The sequence below is a fragment of the Vibrio sp. 14G-20 genome (assembly GCF_026241515.1).
Classification (GTDB): Bacteria; Pseudomonadota; Gammaproteobacteria; order Enterobacterales; family Vibrionaceae; genus Vibrio.
In genome coordinates, this window is sequence record NZ_JAPHPW010000009.1 from 149,484 (window position 1) to 166,864 (window position 17,381).

15 protein-coding genes are annotated in these 17,381 nt (G+C 45.0%); 4 read left to right on the forward strand and 11 right to left on the reverse strand.

Translation table 11 applies throughout. The features are described 5' to 3' along the window. Nucleotides 1-321 precede the first annotated feature (321 nt). Both glpD and OQJ75_RS10545 read left to right on the forward strand, forming a co-directional pair. A complete protein-coding gene (gene glpD / locus OQJ75_RS10540) occupies nt 322-1,881 on the forward strand; it encodes a glycerol-3-phosphate dehydrogenase (protein ID WP_265973007.1) in 1,560 nt (519 codons plus the stop codon). Nucleotides 1,882-2,136: 255 nt separating this feature from the next. Beyond that, the gene (locus OQJ75_RS10545) at nt 2,137-2,946 is read left to right on the forward strand and encodes an SDR family NAD(P)-dependent oxidoreductase (RefSeq protein WP_265973006.1); all 810 of its coding nucleotides are present in this window, start codon (nt 2,137-2,139) and stop codon (nt 2,944-2,946) included. 106 nt (nt 2,947-3,052) lie between these two features. Here OQJ75_RS10545 and OQJ75_RS10550 read toward each other — a convergent pair whose 3' ends face one another. The 11 genes from OQJ75_RS10550 to OQJ75_RS10600 form a co-directional block, all read right to left on the reverse strand. Then, complete coding sequence (locus tag OQJ75_RS10550) at nt 3,053-3,943, reverse strand: LysR family transcriptional regulator (protein WP_265973004.1); 891 nt, start codon at nt 3,941-3,943, stop codon at nt 3,053-3,055. Nucleotides 3,944-4,135: 192 nt separating this feature from the next. Further along, on the reverse strand, nt 4,136-4,372 hold the full coding sequence (locus OQJ75_RS10555) for a YdcH family protein (protein WP_017067743.1): 237 nt from the start codon (nt 4,370-4,372) through the stop codon (nt 4,136-4,138). Nucleotides 4,373-4,588: 216 nt separating this feature from the next. Next, the gene (locus tag OQJ75_RS10560; RefSeq protein ID WP_265972999.1) at nt 4,589-4,711 is read right to left on the reverse strand and encodes a hypothetical protein; all 123 of its coding nucleotides are present in this window, start codon (nt 4,709-4,711) and stop codon (nt 4,589-4,591) included. A 217-nt stretch (nt 4,712-4,928) separates the two neighbouring features. Further along, on the reverse strand, nt 4,929-5,624 hold the full coding sequence (locus tag OQJ75_RS10565) for an aspartate/glutamate racemase family protein (protein ID WP_265972997.1): 696 nt from the start codon (nt 5,622-5,624) through the stop codon (nt 4,929-4,931). A 157-nt stretch (nt 5,625-5,781) separates the two neighbouring features. Continuing rightward, the gene (locus OQJ75_RS10570) at nt 5,782-6,765 is read right to left on the reverse strand and encodes an HAD family hydrolase (RefSeq protein WP_265972996.1); all 984 of its coding nucleotides are present in this window, start codon (nt 6,763-6,765) and stop codon (nt 5,782-5,784) included. A gap of 244 nt (nt 6,766-7,009) precedes the next feature. Continuing rightward, nucleotides 7,010-8,254 carry an NADH:flavin oxidoreductase/NADH oxidase family protein gene (locus tag OQJ75_RS10575; protein ID WP_265972994.1) on the reverse strand — a complete coding sequence of 415 codons (1,245 nt, stop codon included), beginning with the start codon at nt 8,252-8,254 and terminating at the stop codon, nt 7,010-7,012. Nucleotides 8,255-8,430: 176 nt separating this feature from the next. Then, a complete protein-coding gene (locus tag OQJ75_RS10580) occupies nt 8,431-9,843 on the reverse strand; it encodes a DUF1254 domain-containing protein (protein WP_265972993.1) in 1,413 nt (470 codons plus the stop codon). Between the two features lie 14 nt (nt 9,844-9,857). Continuing rightward, nucleotides 9,858-10,535: a hypothetical protein gene (locus tag OQJ75_RS10585; protein ID WP_265972991.1), complete on the reverse strand. Its 678-nt coding sequence runs from the start codon at nt 10,533-10,535 to the stop codon at nt 9,858-9,860. Nucleotides 10,536-10,595: 60 nt separating this feature from the next. Further along, entirely contained in the window at nt 10,596-12,134 is a 1,539-nt protein-coding gene (locus tag OQJ75_RS10590; RefSeq protein WP_265972989.1) for a sulfatase-like hydrolase/transferase, read from the reverse strand. A gap of 184 nt (nt 12,135-12,318) precedes the next feature. After that, complete coding sequence (locus OQJ75_RS10595; protein ID WP_065206649.1) at nt 12,319-13,215, reverse strand: LysR family transcriptional regulator; 897 nt, start codon at nt 13,213-13,215, stop codon at nt 12,319-12,321. Between the two features lie 17 nt (nt 13,216-13,232). Beyond that, nucleotides 13,233-14,396: an anaerobic sulfatase maturase gene (locus OQJ75_RS10600; RefSeq protein WP_323054606.1), complete on the reverse strand. Its 1,164-nt coding sequence runs from the start codon at nt 14,394-14,396 to the stop codon at nt 13,233-13,235. A gap of 230 nt (nt 14,397-14,626) precedes the next feature. Here OQJ75_RS10600 and OQJ75_RS10605 point away from each other — a divergent pair, with 230 nt between their 5' ends. Further along, entirely contained in the window at nt 14,627-16,027 is a 1,401-nt protein-coding gene (locus tag OQJ75_RS10605; RefSeq protein WP_265972985.1) for a DUF1254 domain-containing protein, read from the forward strand. Nucleotides 16,028-16,168: 141 nt separating this feature from the next. After that, nucleotides 16,169-17,155 (forward strand): OmpP1/FadL family transporter, encoded by a 987-nt coding sequence (locus tag OQJ75_RS10610; protein WP_265972983.1) that lies wholly within the window; start codon nt 16,169-16,171, stop codon nt 17,153-17,155. The last annotated feature ends 226 nt before the right edge of the window (nt 17,156-17,381 follow it).

Consider the following 17,381-nt stretch of genomic DNA (forward strand, 5'->3'; position numbering starts at 1 on the left):
TAAGCCAAGCTAGATTAAATTGAGTTGAATTGAGTTAAGTTCTCGCATTCATGAGTAATCAAAAGCCAGTTCTATTGATAAACACTTATCGATAGCTGGCTTTTTTTAATAACTGAACCATCAATACTTGATCACTGTTCATGTCACTTCTATGCTCGAATAAGTTTTATTTGAACCTCTGCTTTCATAAGCAGAGGTTTTTTTATGCGCGAATCACATAAAACGCGCATAAACGAAAATAATAAATGACCGCAAACGAAAGTTAATATAGGATTCAATTATGTTCCAAAATGCTCGTTCGCTCGGAAAGAGGTCAAAACCATGAGTGCTCAACAAAATAATTCAAAAAATAGTACATCTTCAACTCTAGACTTAATCGTGATCGGCGGCGGCATCAATGGTGCAGGCATCGCGGCAGATGCTGCAGGTCGTGGTCTAAACGTTGGTTTATACGAAGCAAATGATTTCGCCTCTGCGACATCTTCTGCAAGTTCAAAGCTTATCCACGGTGGTTTACGTTACCTTGAACACTACGAGTTTCGTTTGGTTTCGGAAGCACTGGCCGAGCGTGAAGTATTGCTAAGAAAAGCACCTCATGTTGCTCAACCAATGCGTTTCCGTTTACCTCATCGACCATTTTTACGCCCAGCTTGGATGATTCGCTGCGGCCTATTCCTTTACGATAACTTAGGTAAACGCACCACGCTTCCTGGAAGTAAGACAGTCAACCTAGCAAAATCGGGCCTACTGAAACCAGAAATGAAGACAGGCTTCGAATACTCAGATTGCTGGGTTGATGATGCGCGTATGGTATTGCTCAACGTGTTGGCAGCAAAAGAAAACAACGCAGAAGTACGTAACTACTGCCGTGTTGAAAAAGCGCACCGTGAAGGTGGTGTTTGGCATGTGACGATCCTTGATGTCATGACGAACCAACGTTTTGAACGTAAGGCGAAAGCACTCGTAAACGCAGCTGGCCCTTGGGTTAAGCAGTTCTTCGATGATGGATTAGAGCAGGCTTCGCCTCGTAATATTCGTCTGATCAAAGGCTCACACATTGTTGTGCCACGCATTCATGACGAACCACAAGCGTACATTCTGCAAAACAAAGACAATCGCATTGTCTTCATGATCCCTTACCTAGATAAATTCTCAATCATCGGTACTACCGACCTTGAATACAAAGGCGACCCGCGCGAAGTGGCTATCGACGATGTAGAAGTGGATTACCTGATTGATATCGTTAATCAGCACTTTGTTAAACAGCTTGGTCGTGAAGACGTGGTTTGGACATACAGTGGCGTAAGACCGCTTTGTGATGATGAATCTGACTCACCACAAGCGATCACTCGTGACTACACGCTCGAATTAGACGCAGAGCTTGATCAAGCACCACTACTTTCGATCTTCGGTGGCAAGTTGACTACTTATCGTAAGCTCGGCGAAGCAGCTCTTAAGAAGTTAGAACCACACCTAACCAACATGGGTGCGCCTTGGACAGCCAACAACACGCTTCCAGGTGGTAACTTCAGCTGTAGCAGAGAGCAACTTGCGAAGATGATCCACACTAAATACCCTTGGGCATCTGAAGCGTTGTTACTTCGCTACGTGACTCAATTCGGTACTTACACTTGGAAGCTTCTAGAAGGTGCCAATAGCGAAGCTGACCTTGGCAGCCAATTCTCAAGCGAAGCTCATGGCGTTTATCAAGCTGAGATCGATTACTTGATCAATGAAGAAATGGCGATGACAGATGAAGATATCTTGTGGCGCAGAACCAAACTTGGCCTGTACATGAGCGAATCCGAGCAGCAAGCGGTGACGGATTACCTGAAAGAGAAGCTACAAAGCAAGGTTGTAAGCTTTTCTCAAGTAGGCTAACCCCACCAGCCTAAACATGGTTCAAGAACATGATGAACAACGAAGCTTAGCGTCCCCCGCGCTAAGCTTTTTTATTGTCTGCTATTCCGCTCAGCCTGAGACTTTGTTCACACCTCTATTTTCAACAAAAACTAAATAGTGTTTTATTAATCCGCTTGATTATCAACTTCACAAAAGGTTGCTATTCTTTATCTCAACGAAACAACACATATAAAAACGCTCACCATGTTAGCGCTTTAATAAGGAATCTATTCCATGCAAAAAGTTATCCTGATCACTGGCTCTACCGATGGTATCGGCTTCGAAACAGCCAAAGTACTTGTTCAACAAGGTCACCACGTTTTATTGCATGGACGTAACCCAAGCAAACTCAAAGACGTAGAGCAGCAACTTGTAGGGATCTCTGCTGAAGCGAAAATCCAAAGTTACGTGGCAGACTTGTCTGTTCTGGCTGATGTGGATGCGTTAGCTGACGAAATAATTGCCGAGCACGATAAGATTGATGTGCTGATTAACAACGCAGGTGTGTTCAACACTCCGAACCCAATCACTAAAGACGGTTTAGATGCTCGTTTTGCTGTGAATACCATTTCACCTTACCACCTGACTAAACGTCTGCTACCAGTGCTCGATGCATCTAGCCGAGTGGTGAACCTGTCTTCAGCAGCGCAAGCCGCAGTCAGCATCGAAGCGCTAGAAGGTAAAAAACCGCTTTCTGATGGCGACGCTTACGCACAAAGCAAACTGGCGATCACTATGTGGACTCGTGAAATGGCAAAAGAATTAGGTTCTACAGGTCCAATGGTGGTTGCAATAAATCCAGCTTCGTTACTAGGCAGTAAGATGGTGAAAGACGCTTACGGCATTGCCGGCGGTGACCTGAGCATCGGTTCTGATATTCTAGTTCGCGCATCATTGTCTGATGAGTTCGCACAAGCGGGCGGCAAATACTTTGATAACGACAACAATACTTTTGCTAACCCGCACCCAGATGCAATTTACGGTGACAAGTCGCAGCAAGTTATCGCTAAAATTGATGAGATCATCGCAGCAACGCTTTCTTAATGACAGCTACGCTCAATTGATTTTCTGATTCCAAGAAAAAAGCCCTGCGTGACTAACGTATAACTTAGTCACGCAGAGCTTTTTCGTAAAACGTTTTTCTCTACTTTTATTCCCAGTACGGCGGGTTGCCATAATATGCAGAGAAGTAGTCAATGAAGGCTCTCACCTTTGGTGCAAGTAACCTTGTGCTAGGGTACACCGCCCAAATCGCGGGCTCTGAGTTTAATGGGTAATCTTCTAATATTTGAATCAGTTGACCACTTTTCAGTTGCTCATACGCACACCAATTCGACGTCACCGTGATACCCAACCCACCAATAGTAGCATCACGCAGCGCTTCTCCGTTATCAGCTCTGAACGATCCCGATGCCTTAATCGTTTTAGGCCCGCTTTCGGTATTGAAGGTCCAGTTTTCTAAACCAATCAAGCTAATACACTGATGATCGTTAAGATCTTGAGGTGTGGCTGGCTTGCCGTATTTGATTAAGTAATCTGGCGATGCACACACAACACGCTTGTCTGTTGCGAGCTTTCGAGCAATCAGTGTCGAATCTTTCAGTTCAGAGATGCGAATCGCGATATCAAACCCACCCTCAACCACATCCACCATCGAATCTGATAGTCTGAGATCGACTTTTAACCCTGGGTAGCGTTCTAAGAATCCTGGTAAAGCAGGCACAAGATGTAAACGCCCAAAAGACGCAGAGGCGGTAACTCGCAACGTTCCGGTTGGTGAATCACAGCCCACACCGACCGCCGACTTGGCCGCATCAACACTCGATAACACCTCTTCAGCGTGAGGTAAGAATGCTTCTCCCTCTTCGGTTAAAGACACCTTACGAGTGGTGCGGTGTACCAAGCGAACGCCTAAATTGTCTTCCAGTTTACTGATGTGCGAGCTTGCAACAGCAGGAGACAAACCAAGCTCTTGCCCAGCCATGCTGATGTTATGTGTGGAAGCTAAACGAACAAACAACTTGAGGTGTTCAATATTCATATGATTACCAATAAAATCTTAAAAATTGTGTACCAGTAACCCTCATTATGCGTCATTCACATAACAATACAACGTGTTAACTCAGTTGAATTGTGAAGATGTTATTGAACCAAAACGAAAAAAACTCCCGAAGGAGTTTTTTGTCTAAATCTGCAATTCGCCATTTAGCTAATCAGAAAAATTACCCGCTCACTAGCCAGTTAAACGTGCATGCAGTGCATCTTTCAGTACAGAACGATCGTGTTTCAGTTGGTGCATCGAGCCGTCATCAATGGGTGAATCTTTCAGCTCAAGCTTACGAATCTCTTTATCAAGGTTGTCGTATGTCTTCATGTCTGCAGCAAAGCCATCGTCAGTTTTAACAAGCTCAGCAATTTTATCTTTCATTTCAGGAAATTCGTGAACAAGAGAGTGATTTTCACCTAGCATAGAAACCTCTTAAGTTGAGTAAAGTGATTGGTATTACACATTCATTATTTACCTTAGCAAGGGACTCAAATAACAAATGAGATCCAGTACACAGCATAGAACATAAAACAACCAACCTAATATTCACAAGCACATGAACATCACATCACCATTTAAACAATAAAAAAGCTCTGTAAAACTACAGAGCTCGATTAAATACTCACAGGCAAGGTTGGGTTAACTACTACACCCTTGAGTATGAACTCGGTTCATGTCGTCACCGACTTGTGCTTCTTGAGGCCCTGTCGACTGGCATCCTGCCACGAATAATAGCGTTACAGATAAGATAAGCCATTTCATAATAAATCCTCTTTTTGTCATGACTAAAGCATAGTGCTTAAAAGCGCCGATACCTCAGCCATTAACTAAAACCTTACCAGTCGATAAAGCCTTGGTTAATGAACAAAGCATCGCTTCACTAATTAACGACCCGCATTTGTACAAAAAACTTTCACCTCAACGAATAAAAATCGTACAATAGCGAAAAGAGGACAATTATGAAATTAAGAGCTAGATGCTAGTCACTCGTCGCCAAGCGTACCGCCGCTTCAGCATGAATGGCTGTGGTATCAAACAAAGGAACATCGGTGTGTTGCTGTTGAATCAGTAGCGCGATTTCAGTACATCCTAGAATCACAGCCTCAGCCCCTTGTTGGCTTAGCTTATCAATGATTTGACGATATACATCTCGAGATTCTTCTTTTACTTCACCTCGACACAACTCTTGATAAATGATGTTGTGCACTTGCTTTCGGTCACTCTCATCAGGAATCACCACATCGATTCCAAATTCATTGCTCAGGCGCCCTTTGTAGAAATCTTGCTCCATTGTGAAAGCGGTACCGAGTAATCCTACTTTTTTCACGCCCTGTTCTAGCAGCTTCTGCGCCGTGGTATCAGCGATGTGTAAGATAGGGATCGTGATTTTCTCTTCGATCTCAGGCACAACCTTATGCATGGTATTGGTACAGATCAGGATGAAGTCGGCTCCGCCCTTCTCTACCGATAAAGCTGCGTCCGATAAGATGTCAGCCGTCTCAGCCCAACGACCTTGGTGTTGCAGCTTTTCTATCTCATCGAAGTTCACGCTGTACATACAAACCTTTGCAGAATTGAGCCCGCCAAGTGTGGCTTTCACACCCTCGTTAATGGATTTGTAGTAGCTCACTGTCGATTCCCAACTCATGCCACCAAGCAAACCGATCGTTTTCATTTTCTATTCCTTTAATTTCTGACTATCCCGATTAAAGCGTCATACGTTGAAGATTTATAGTACGTTCTTGCTGAAAGTGAGACTAAACCTCCGCTCACAAAAAAGCTCGAATCAAAAAATCTGAGCCTTTGTGCTTTTACCAAAAGAAAACTAGGCTTTAGTACACCTCACACCAATCTGATTTCATGTCGATCAGTGTCCAATCCTCTCTGGAATTCGCCTCATCTAGCGCTTTATCCAACTTACCAACATGAGACTTACGATCGTACTGCCACTCACGCTCAGCATCAGTGTGATGAACAATCATAGCCATTGAGTTCGGTTGACTCGTTGCCCATTGCATCATCGCTTGGTCACCGTCTGAATTACCGACCGCTAGAATCGGCTTCTTGCCGATAATATGCTGAATGTTAGTAACCTTTCCTGCTTTGTCATCGATGGTCAAAATGGACGAATCTTTGGTCACCGTCGGCTTACCATCGTTGTAGCTATAATTGTATGTAAGCGCGCTACCGATGATTTGCTCTGTAGGGATATTGTAAGCTTGCGGAGCCCACGCTCGCATGAAATCAACACCACCGCCCGACACGATGTAAGTTTTGAAGTCATGCTCTTGTAGGTAGGTCAGCATCTCTTTCATTGGCTGGTAAGTTAGCTCTGTGTACGCTTTATTGAAGCGCTCATCTTTTGCTACCGCCAACCATTGCTTAACATCTTGCTGATATTGTTCAACTGTCATACCAGAATGTGTCGCCATGATGATTTTTAGTAGCCCTTCTTCGCCACTGCCCAGAACGCTCTCAATATCATCTTCGAGTACAAACTTAAACGGTGCTTCCGTTTTCCATTCAGGATGTTCAGGTGCCATCTCTTTTACACGATCTAGCGCAAAGGCCAATTGAAAGTAGTAAGGCTTTTCAGACCAAAGCGTACCGTCGTTATCGAACACAGCGATACGATCTTCAATTGCCACAAACGTATCAGACTCAGCTTTGGTGGCTTGACCCACAAAGTCGACGATGGCGGATTTACTCTCGCTGTCCTTCCAAGAAGGCAGTAAATTGGGGTCACAATCTTTAGCAAAAGATGAGAAAGAGATACTGGATAAAATCGCAACGGACAAAAGGGTTATTTTCTTCATAGCAACCACCATGTTATTGAATTATTTGTAAGGTTTAATTCCATTCATCCTAGTTGGTCTGTTCTGATTTTCCACTTATGGACACTATAACCAATGCTCATGTTGGTATTAGATTAGTGCCACAACGAAGACTGGCTGGGTGCCCTACGATGTATTTATCGATAATTTAAATTTGAAAAGAAAACAAATAACAAAAAGCAGAACTTCAATTTCTCAAAGTTCTGCTTTTTTAATTCGTTACGGCTTACGCTCTGCGCTTTTTGAAAGCGTGCCAGCCAGCGCTGAGAATTGTTTTTAACACCACACCTAGTGCGCTTAGTTTAGGGTCGGCATTCTTGCCAGAAGCAATGCGCCACATTTGATGTTCATACCAAACTAGCCCAACCATCGCCACTTTGTCTAATGCGGGTTTTCCTGTGGTTGGCACGGTTAACGGCATGCCGTGGCTAGGGTTTTCAATTAACTTATTAGGAAAGTCTGGATCAACCGCCATTGTGCGCGCAATACCAATAAAATCGGTCGCCGAGGTGTTTAATGCTTCGTTCATTGCTTGCGCGGTTCGAAAACCACCCGTGACCACCAGCGGAGTGCTGACGAGTTTTCTCGCCTTAACCATGTAATCCATGAAATACGCTTCACGTTTTACCGTGCTGGCCTTGATGGGTTCGCCTTTGTTCTTTGACCCCATCATTGATGGGCTTTCATAGGTGCCACCGGAGATCTCAATCAGGTCGATACCGTTATCACTCAGTGTTTGTACAACCTGCATCGACTCTTCTTCAGTGAAACCACCTTTCATAAAGTCGGCACTGTTGAGCTTAATTCCGACAGGGAAATCGTCACCAACCTCTCTTCGAATCGCGCGATAAACCTCAAGTACGAAACGAAGTCTGTTTTCGAGTGAGCCCCCCCATTTGTCTTGACGTTGATTGTGTCTCGAAGACAAAAACTGACTCACAAGATAACCATGAGCACCGTGAATCTGCACACCATTAAAACCCGCTTGTTTTGATAGCTTCGCACTCAGCGCGAATTTATCAATGATTGCGATTATTTCCGTCTCAGTCAGAGCTCGTGGCGTATTGAAGCCTTTTTCTAATCCACGCTCTAAAGAGATAGCCGAAGGAGCTACGGGGCTATCACATAAGAATATAGGGATTTGCTTACCGGGATGATTCAATTGCATCCATATCTGCGAACCATTCTGTGTTCCAGCCTTCGCCCACTCACGAAATATGGTTAAGTCGCTGTGCTCATCCAACACAACGTTTTTAGGTTCACCAAGTGCACCTCTATCGACCATCACATTACCCGTCATGGATAGACCAATTCCTCCTCGAGCCCAACGCTGGTAAAGCGTGACTAAACCTTGCTTAGGATTATGGTGTTTATCACCTAGCTGTTCACTCATTGCCGATTTGAACAGGCGATTTTTAATCACTTGGCCATTAGGAAGAGAAAAAGGGTCGTTAAGGCAGATCGGATTCATGCGCGTGGTTACTTTCTTTGGTTTATATATTCAGTCCAGTATGCCCTATTTTATCCGACAGTTTTGAGCATTTAGTGCCTATTTCGAAGCAAGTTTTGCTCAATAAAAAATGCCAGCGGCATAGCAGCTGGCATTAAACGATTATAAACAAAACCTTAAACAGGTGACTTAAGTCATCACTTTACCGAGGATTTTTTGACCTTGGTAAATGGTGTCGATTGCCATTTATCTGTTCTCACCTCTTCACCGGGCGTGTACATTCGTAACACTGAATACCATTGGTGATCGGGGATAGGTAAGAAGTTAGGATCATCTTCATGCCCTTTTACATCGCTACTCATGTAAATGGTGTAACTGCCATCAGCATTAGGCGTTAACGTTCTGTCTCCACGGGAGTGACGGTTTAACTCGTTTTTCTCCATCAATCGGGTTTCACCACTGTAAGCCGTGTATGACCAAAAACCACCATCTTCAATCGGTGGAGCAACGAAAGTCACGGTGTAATCATACTTACCGCCGTCTAGCGCTGCGCCTTCGCTATCAAAAAAGTCACCACTGTACATCGTGTGTTTAGCAGGCAGTCCCCATTGCCCCATCAGGGTACCGTAGGCATGTTGATAGCTTGCGACTTTGGTCATATCCTCACGAGTGCCGAGCACATCACGCGAATCATCGAACCCTGCATTCTTAATCCTTGCCGCGCCTTTCTTCTCGCCTAACTCAATCAGTTTCAACTGTTCATCATTAAAGATATAGTCTTCGTTACCTAAACCAAGCTGGTCGAACTGTTGTAGCAGTCTTTGGTCGTGATGCTTCATCGTGCCTTCTGACAGAATAAAGTTAGTACGCTCTACCCAGTTCGAATTCTCTGGTTCTGGATACTCACGCTCAACCGGTTTTGGCCCTTTCTGGCCTAGATATTCCGACAGCGTTCGAATATTCCATTGGTCCATCAGCTTTTGGGCTGTTGCTGAGTCGTCACCACCGAGATCCATAATGCGTCCCATCATTTTCACCAATGGGTGCTCAACATAGATCACTTCATCCACACTCGCAGGAACTTCCCCCTGCCAACCTTCCACTGCGTACATAAAGCTGCCACCTTTTGTGCCGCGCTGCGGTGAACCAAATGTAGAGTCGGTGAAGTGTTGCATGTTCATAGTGTGGAAAAGCCAGTATCGATCTTCATCGTGATCTGGGATGGTGATGATCACAGGCTCAGCGCCAAGATCCATCCAACCCATTAGATGCAGAGTATCGTTATTGATTGTTGGATGAGCAGTGTAGATATCATCTGCCAGAATTCGAATGTTCTGAAAGCGGTTCAGTGGATACTCTTCTTTAATTACCGTCTGATAAAAGTACTTGTACGCCTCATCAATCGAATAAGCGTATTCATAGGCCAGTTGCGCGAGCTGTTGATTATCTTGTTCTAGCCAAGCTAGGCTAGCCATCTCAACAGGTAAGGTGTCGCGCGTTATCTCAAAAGCACTCTCGCTTGGTAGCTCTGTTTGATTCGCTAACGCATAAGTTGGCAGTGTGACAAGAAAAGCACACGCTAACGCTTTAATAAGTCTATTTTTGTTCATCTTGTTGATCCTAGTTAGAAGCGAGTGCGGAAGGTCATCCATGTGTTGTTATCCGTATCGCCACTCAAAATAATGACATTGTCATCATTCACTCGATAACCGAGCTGCATTTCAGTCGAAAACTCGCGAGTGTGCTCACCGTCTAGTCCATAAACGTACTGAGGTGCGAGTTGTAGGTAGAATTGCGAGGCAAATTCGTATTTCAAATAGTTGATACTGCTAATAATTTGCGTGTCTTCGAACTGTTGATTCTCTTCCCACATTTTCCCGTAGGTGAGTGCGCTGTAGAGTTTCACTTTGTCGCTCAACTCAAACACCTGCATCACACCTGCCGAAGCATAATTGGAGGTGAATTCGTCATTGGAAAAGTCGTGTCCAGCATCTACAAATAGCCCCGTGCCTGTTCGTTTATTAGGGGTGAAAAAGCGAGCGCGATAGTTTTCAAAGTTATTTTTCCCTTCCAGCTTGCCCAACACACCCCAATCGCCACGATTCACACCAAATTGGAAAGTAGCCCCAATCCCTTTATTGCCAGCAGTAAGCTCACCTCCCGTATAAACGGCCATTGGATCAGCAATATCACTGACAGGCTTTTCTTGGGCAGAAGCGGAAAAAGCAAATGGGATGAGCGCAAAGATAGAAAGTGTAAAAGAGGAGAAAGTGCCCGTGAGCAGACGTAACGGTTTCTTCATATTGTTGTCCGGTAGTAAGGTGCGCTGTTACAGCACACCTTGTATTAGTCGTATTTGGCGTTAGTCAGCAACCACTGATTTGTCTGCCATACCAATACCACCGGCTTTCTGTCTTGGTGGAAACGCTTTGAGTGACTTCTGATATTCTGCCGCTGATTTTTGCAGCTTTGGTAATACCCAAGACTTCTCTTTCATCCATAAGAACCAACCGCGAGTATCAGGGCTACGCTCATAAGGATCAGCCTTGATGTTAACAAGCATTCCTAGTGGCCACTCTTCAGGAGGCGCAATCCACTCCGTTTTGGTTTTTAGGTGTACTTTCCAATCATCCACTCGGAACGCATTCAAATCTTGCTCGTTGTAGAAGAAGAACTCATGACGTTGACTCGGTTCGCCTTTGGTCAACATATCTAGCTGGTTATACCCATCCAAGTGGACTTGATAGCGCTCGCCGTTTAACTCTTTACCATCAAGCAGCTCTTGCTTAATGTCGCCTTCACCCACTGCAGCCATAATGGTTGGCACCCAGTCTTCTGAGGTCATGAAGCCATCGGTGTATTCACCTTGAGGGATTTTATCCGGCCAGCTCACCAACATAGGCACACGGAAACCGCCATCCCATGTCGTGCCTTTTTGTCCTCTGAATGAGGCAGAGCCGGAATCAGGCCAGTGATCTAGGTTTACGCCATTGTCAGATGTGAAGAGAATGATGGTGTTGTCGATTTCGCCCAAGTCTTCAAGCTTGTCAAGCAGCACACCGATCTGGTCATCCAGTTCGATCAAGCCATCGTAGTAGGTGTTGATTTGGCTCGCGCCTTGATATTCCGGACGCACGTGTGTTTTTTGGTGCATACGCGTCGGGTTGTACCACATGAAGTAAGGTTGTTCGTCTTTCTCTGCTTCATGTTTATCAAGCCAATTCGTCGCGAACTCCAAAAACTCGCCATCAACGGTTTGCATGCGTTTAGCACCTAAAAGACCTTTATCTTCAATCGTTTGCTTTCCAACCACACCAAACCTTGGGTCTTCTTGCATGTCCACACTCTCGGTAGCGACGGTGTGAAGAACATTGCGAGGGCGTCCTCTGAAGTTAGGGTCTGTTGGGAATTCCGGCTGTTCAGGCATCTCCATAACATTGAGGTGGTAAAGGAAACCGAAGAATTCATCAAAGCCGTGCACCGTTGGTAGGTGACTATTGTTATCGCCTAAGTGACTTTTACCGACATGCACGGTCGCATAGCCTTTGTCTTTCAGCATTTCGGCTAGGGTTGGATCTTCTTTTTGAAGGCCAAGCGAAGAGCCCGGCTGACCGACAGACGTTAAGCCTGTTCGGAAAGGATATTGACCCGTGATAAAGGCAGAGCGCCCCGCGGTAGAGCTACCTTGTGCGTAGTAATCGCTGACCATCATGCCGCGTTCGGCAATTCGATCAATGTTCGGCGTATCCACCGCGCCTAAACCACGGTGGTAGGCAGACAGATCCGTTGGGCTCACATCATCGAGCATGATGGCAACCACATTGGGTTGGCTCGCTCCATGTACATTGACGCTCGCGAGCACCGAAAGCGCCAGAGCGGATTTAACAAAAGACTTATACATTTATAACCCTCATTCACTATGAGTAAATCGCTGAAGTCACAACGAAATTGTGCATGTCTCAGCGAACCATTGTTGAGGCAAATGATATAAGAATGACGCCAAAAATGGCTTGATAGCCACTATTACGATTATTAATAGTGGCTGCGAGAAGTAGGCGTTATTTAGATGGAATAGTAGCGTGACACTAGGATTGAATAATCGACGTAATTTCTTTTTGAAGCCAATCCGTGAACGGGTTATTGCGGTTTGCTTGATGAGTAAACAGTGCCAACTCTCGACGATAGGTGTCTTTCAACAGCTCCGGCGGTAAATCGATACAGCGATAAGAGTGATCAAGCAAATAGCGGCATTTCGACGATGTAATATAGATAAAGTCACTGTCCTTAACGATCTCCAGCATCAAGTTCATATTGTTGCTTCTGAGCGCAATGTGTTTATCTAAGTCGTATTTTTTGATCAACATTTCCGTCTTGGACGGCTGAATGTAACCAGGGATCATATTGATACAGAGTGGGTATTTCAGAATGTCCTCAAGGGAATTACCTTGAATTGGGTGGTCAGCTCTTAACACCAACATGAACTTATCAAAGCCAACTGGGCGCTCGGTCAGGGTTTTATTGACCTCCATTGGAAGATAGCTCACTCCCCAACACATTCGGTTGGTCTCTAGAGATTGGACGCCGTTATCTAACCAAGGTGAACATTGAAACGTCACTTGCGGCGCTTCTTTGGTCAGCTTTTTAATTAACGGTACACCCACTGGAATCAACAATGGGGAAGGCAACATGATTTGAACCTCCCCTCTTAAATCTTCCAACCCCCACTCATCATTGGGTATATAAAGGTTATCTAGCTGCTCTAATAGCAGAGGCAACGTTTCGATAAGCTTCAAGCATTTTGGGGTAGGCTCAAGTCTTGCTTTATCTCTAACAAACAACTCGTCATCAAATTGTTCTCTGAGTTTACGAAGCATGACACTGATCGTCGGCTGACTTACGTTCAAGGCTTTGGCTGCACTCACCGTTTGACGAGTTTCATTAAGCACCAAAATGAGCCGCAGTAAGTTTAGGTCTTTGGTCATGCCCTACTCCAAGTGATTTAGAAAAGTGGAAAGTACGCTGGCGAATACCCTTTTTTCATCGCTTCTACCATTGGCAATAATTTGGGTAATGCGTGACGAAAAAACATCTCATACCCTTGGCACAAATGATTCATCGGACTGCCATCTTCGGTTGTTGCTATTCTGTTTTTAGGACAACCACCTTGGCAGAGTTCAACAAAATCACAACGTCGACAAGTGCTGTTTAACTCATCATATTTGTTGGTGCCAAACGCTATTTGTTCTGGTGAGCTCGCCATGGTTGCAAGCTTATCACTGTTCATGGTGCCCAATTGATGATCTTGATACCCATAATGGTCACAACTATAAACATTGCCGTCATGCTCAACCATTAATTGCTGCCCACAAGTCGCGCTGTGATGACACATTTGGCTTTGGTAGCCCATCAACACCATAAGACAGTTTTCAAAAAACTGGATATACACTTTACCGACATCCTTGGCGCTCCATGCATCAAACAAGTCACAAAGAAATTGCCCCCATTGCTCCCCCGTTAACGACCAATCATACCCTGTTCGCCTGTCCAACTCATGATCGATACAAGGCTGAAACTGCATATAACCACTGCCATTTTCAACCAAAAACTGATAGATCGTTTTACCGTGTTTGTAGGTTTTATTGTTCACGACCGTTAACGTATTAAAATCAACATTGTGCTTCTTTAGATAAGACATCCCACGCATTGTGCGTTCAAAAGACGACTCGCCATTTTTGTCGATCCGAGCTATGTCATTCAGAATATTGGGCCCATCGATACTGATGCCCATCATAAAATTGTGTGTAGCAAAGAAGCTCGCCCAGCGATCGTTAATCATGGTTCCATTGGTCTGCATCGTATTCACGACGCGCTTTTTCGTCGCTTTGCTTGCCTGTGCTTCCATTGCCGCTTCATAGAAGTCGAGCCCTCTCAACATGGGCTCGCCACCATGCCAGATAAAGTCCACTTGCTGATCTTTAATTGGCTGCGCGTCGATATGAGCACCGACAATTTGCTCCATCATGTCCAGAGACATTGAAGATCTTTTATCGACATCTTGTCTATTGAGATAATAGCAGTAGCTACAGTCCAGGTTGCACTGAGCTCCTTCTGCTTTAATGAATAAGCTAAAAGGATAAGTAGATGTGTTCATATCGATTTCCATACTTTTTTGCCAACATATCAACCGAAAATCAATCAAACAATAGCGTCTCAGGCACCCTACCTGCACACGCCGTAGAGTCGCTTCACCACCCTAAATAAATGTTAATTAAAACAACCACTTGAAGGGTTAAAAGAGACTATTAACATCCTTAATATCGGCTATTACACTCCTTAATCTCACTTGCTCATATGATAAATGCCTAATTCTGTTCCTACGATCTAAGGTGTTCCATGAGAAAGCTGCTCTATAAGAAAAGTGTACTGACCAGTTTAGTGTGTTCTTTGTCCAGTATTATCACGATGCCATCCCTTGCCCAACAATCTATTAATCCTGAAGAAGAGCTCGCTTACAACTTAGGTGTTCAAGCGTTTATCTACGGTACGGGCCCATTAACCGTGGCGGCGGTTAGGCAAACAACCACATCTGTAGACGCGCCGATGGACAACGCCATGGCACCATTGAATGAGATGGGTAAGACACGCGTTTTATCTGGGCCTCAGGATAGAATTGTGCCTACCGTCAACAACGATACGCTCTACTCACAAGCTCACTACGATCTCGATTTGTCGGGCCCGATGGTGATAGATATTCCTCGCACCGATAACCGTTACTACATTGTTCAGTTATTGGATGCTTACTCAGATTCGATTGAAGATCTGCACGTGAAGAATGTCGGCGACCAAGGTTCCAAAGTGCTGTTGGTCAACAAAGGATGGGCTGGCGAAGTGCCAGAGGGGATTGATCGTGTCGTAGAGTCTCGCACTCCTATGGTTTGGTTGATTCAACGAACGGGCGTGTTTGGCGAGCAAGATCTCGATGACGCACTGGTTACTCACGATAAATTCCTCAGCTACCCACTCGATCAACTCGGCGCAGAGCATGACATCGTAGAACTCAAAGCTTCGACAGGTCGCATCCCACCCATGGCGAGGCCTGAAAGGTTAGAGTGGTATTCATTGATAGACAGTGAGCTACGTAAAAATCCAATTCCAGAAGATGCCGCCATCGTTGATCAATTCCAACAAATTGGTATTGGGGGACCGACCCCCTTTAACCCTGAAGCGCTATCTTCTGCACAGAAAAAAGGGCTAATACGAGCCATTGAGTCTTCACAACAAATCATTCAATACGCGGGTCGAAGCATCGGCGATGTCAATAACGGCTGGTCGATGATGTACGAGGGAGGCCGTTACGGGAATGATTACCTGAGCCGAGCGAGCATCAATATGCGTGCGGCTGGTTTGAATGTGCCAGAGCGAGCACTCTACCCAAATAGATACACAGACTCGAATGGCGAGCAGCTGTCGGGCGACAATCAATATCGAATGACCATGCCTGCCGATGCACCCGCAGACGCCTTTTGGTCGTTAACCATGTACGACGCTAAAAACCTGTTCATGGTTGAGAACTTCATTCAACGCTATTCCATCTCAACCAATCGTAAGGATGAGCTGAAATACGCAGAAGACGGCACCTTGCCAATATGCATTCAATACGTAAAACCGTCCGACCCAACGTGCAACTGGCTACCAGCACCTCAAGATGACTTCTATCTTCACATGCGCCTGTATGAGCCAACTCAAGCCGTTCTCGACAATGAATATCCACTGCCACAAGTTGAAAAACTCTAGCCCCCAATTAGGTCAATTAGGTAAATCAAGTCAATAGCCACGGTGTTCTTAGTGTCCACTCGTGACAATTCGTTCGATCCCTAAATACATGACTCAAACTGCTAGCAACATAACTCATACACTGAAAATAAGGTTCTATTCTTGAAAACACTTTTCATCACACTATCTTTTTTAGTAACAGGGATAGTCAGCTCTCTTGCTCACGCGGGAGGGTTAAATCTATCTCAGATTGCGACAACTAAAAGCGTTGGCACAGCAGGCACAGGAAACGTAACCGCGAACGATGCATCCGCAGTGATCACCAACGCTGCAGGGTTATCGGCCATTGAAGAAAGCGCTTGGATTCTCGGTTTTCAATACCTCGATGTTGAAACCACTTTTGTTCGTGATGACAACTCAGCTTCGACCACGGGAAGCAGCGCGGACGTTCTCCCTCACTTGTCTTACGCATCAAGATTAAATGACCAATGGGTCGTTGGCGCAGCATTGCACGCAGCAGGCGGCACTGGCGTTGAATACTCACACGGCGTTGGCGCGCACCCCGCTTTATTGATTAAAGAAAACAGCATTTCGGCACTCAACTTAACGTCCTCATTGTCGTATCAAGTTAGCGAACAACTGTCTCTTGGTGGTTCTTTGATATTGCAGCACGCTGCGCTTGAAACTCAAGCTTTGAACGGTCGTGAACTCCAAGGGGATAGCCTTGATCTAGGGTTCGGCCTGAGTCTAAACCACCAAATAAGTGACAACACACAATTGGGTGTCAGTTATCAGGGTCAGTTTGATCACGACCTTTCCCTTGATACCGCCAACGCTTTTGGAATTAGCTCTGAACTGACGTGGGTTCGAAGCTTAAACTTAGGGTTGAAGCATTCACTAAATGAAGACTTAAACTTTCTACTCAGCTCCAACATGGAAACTTGGCAAGATTATGATGACAAATACTCAACCACCTATTCTCTTGGGGTTGGTGTGGAATACGCATATGAGGATTGGTTGCTGTACAGCGGACTGAGCGGTGACACGAGCCCTGTAAGCAGTCAAAACAGGGATGTTTACTCCCGCTCGATAAACAGTGGCGTATCGGCTTCGGCGCTGAGAAGAAGATATCCAATGACTTACATCTAGGGTTGAGTTACCAATACCAAGATTTAGGCCATGGTGAAATTAATGCTGATTCAGGACTATTTCAGCCTTCTGGCAGCTACTCGACCAACAGAGTTCACTTCATCACTTTATCTCTTCGCCATTAAAGCGAACTCTCAAGCGTTATTAGCTTCTAGTTTCTAGTTTCTAGCAAAAAACGATACGAAAAAGGATTGGCTAAGAGAGCAATCCTTTTGATTCCAGGAAT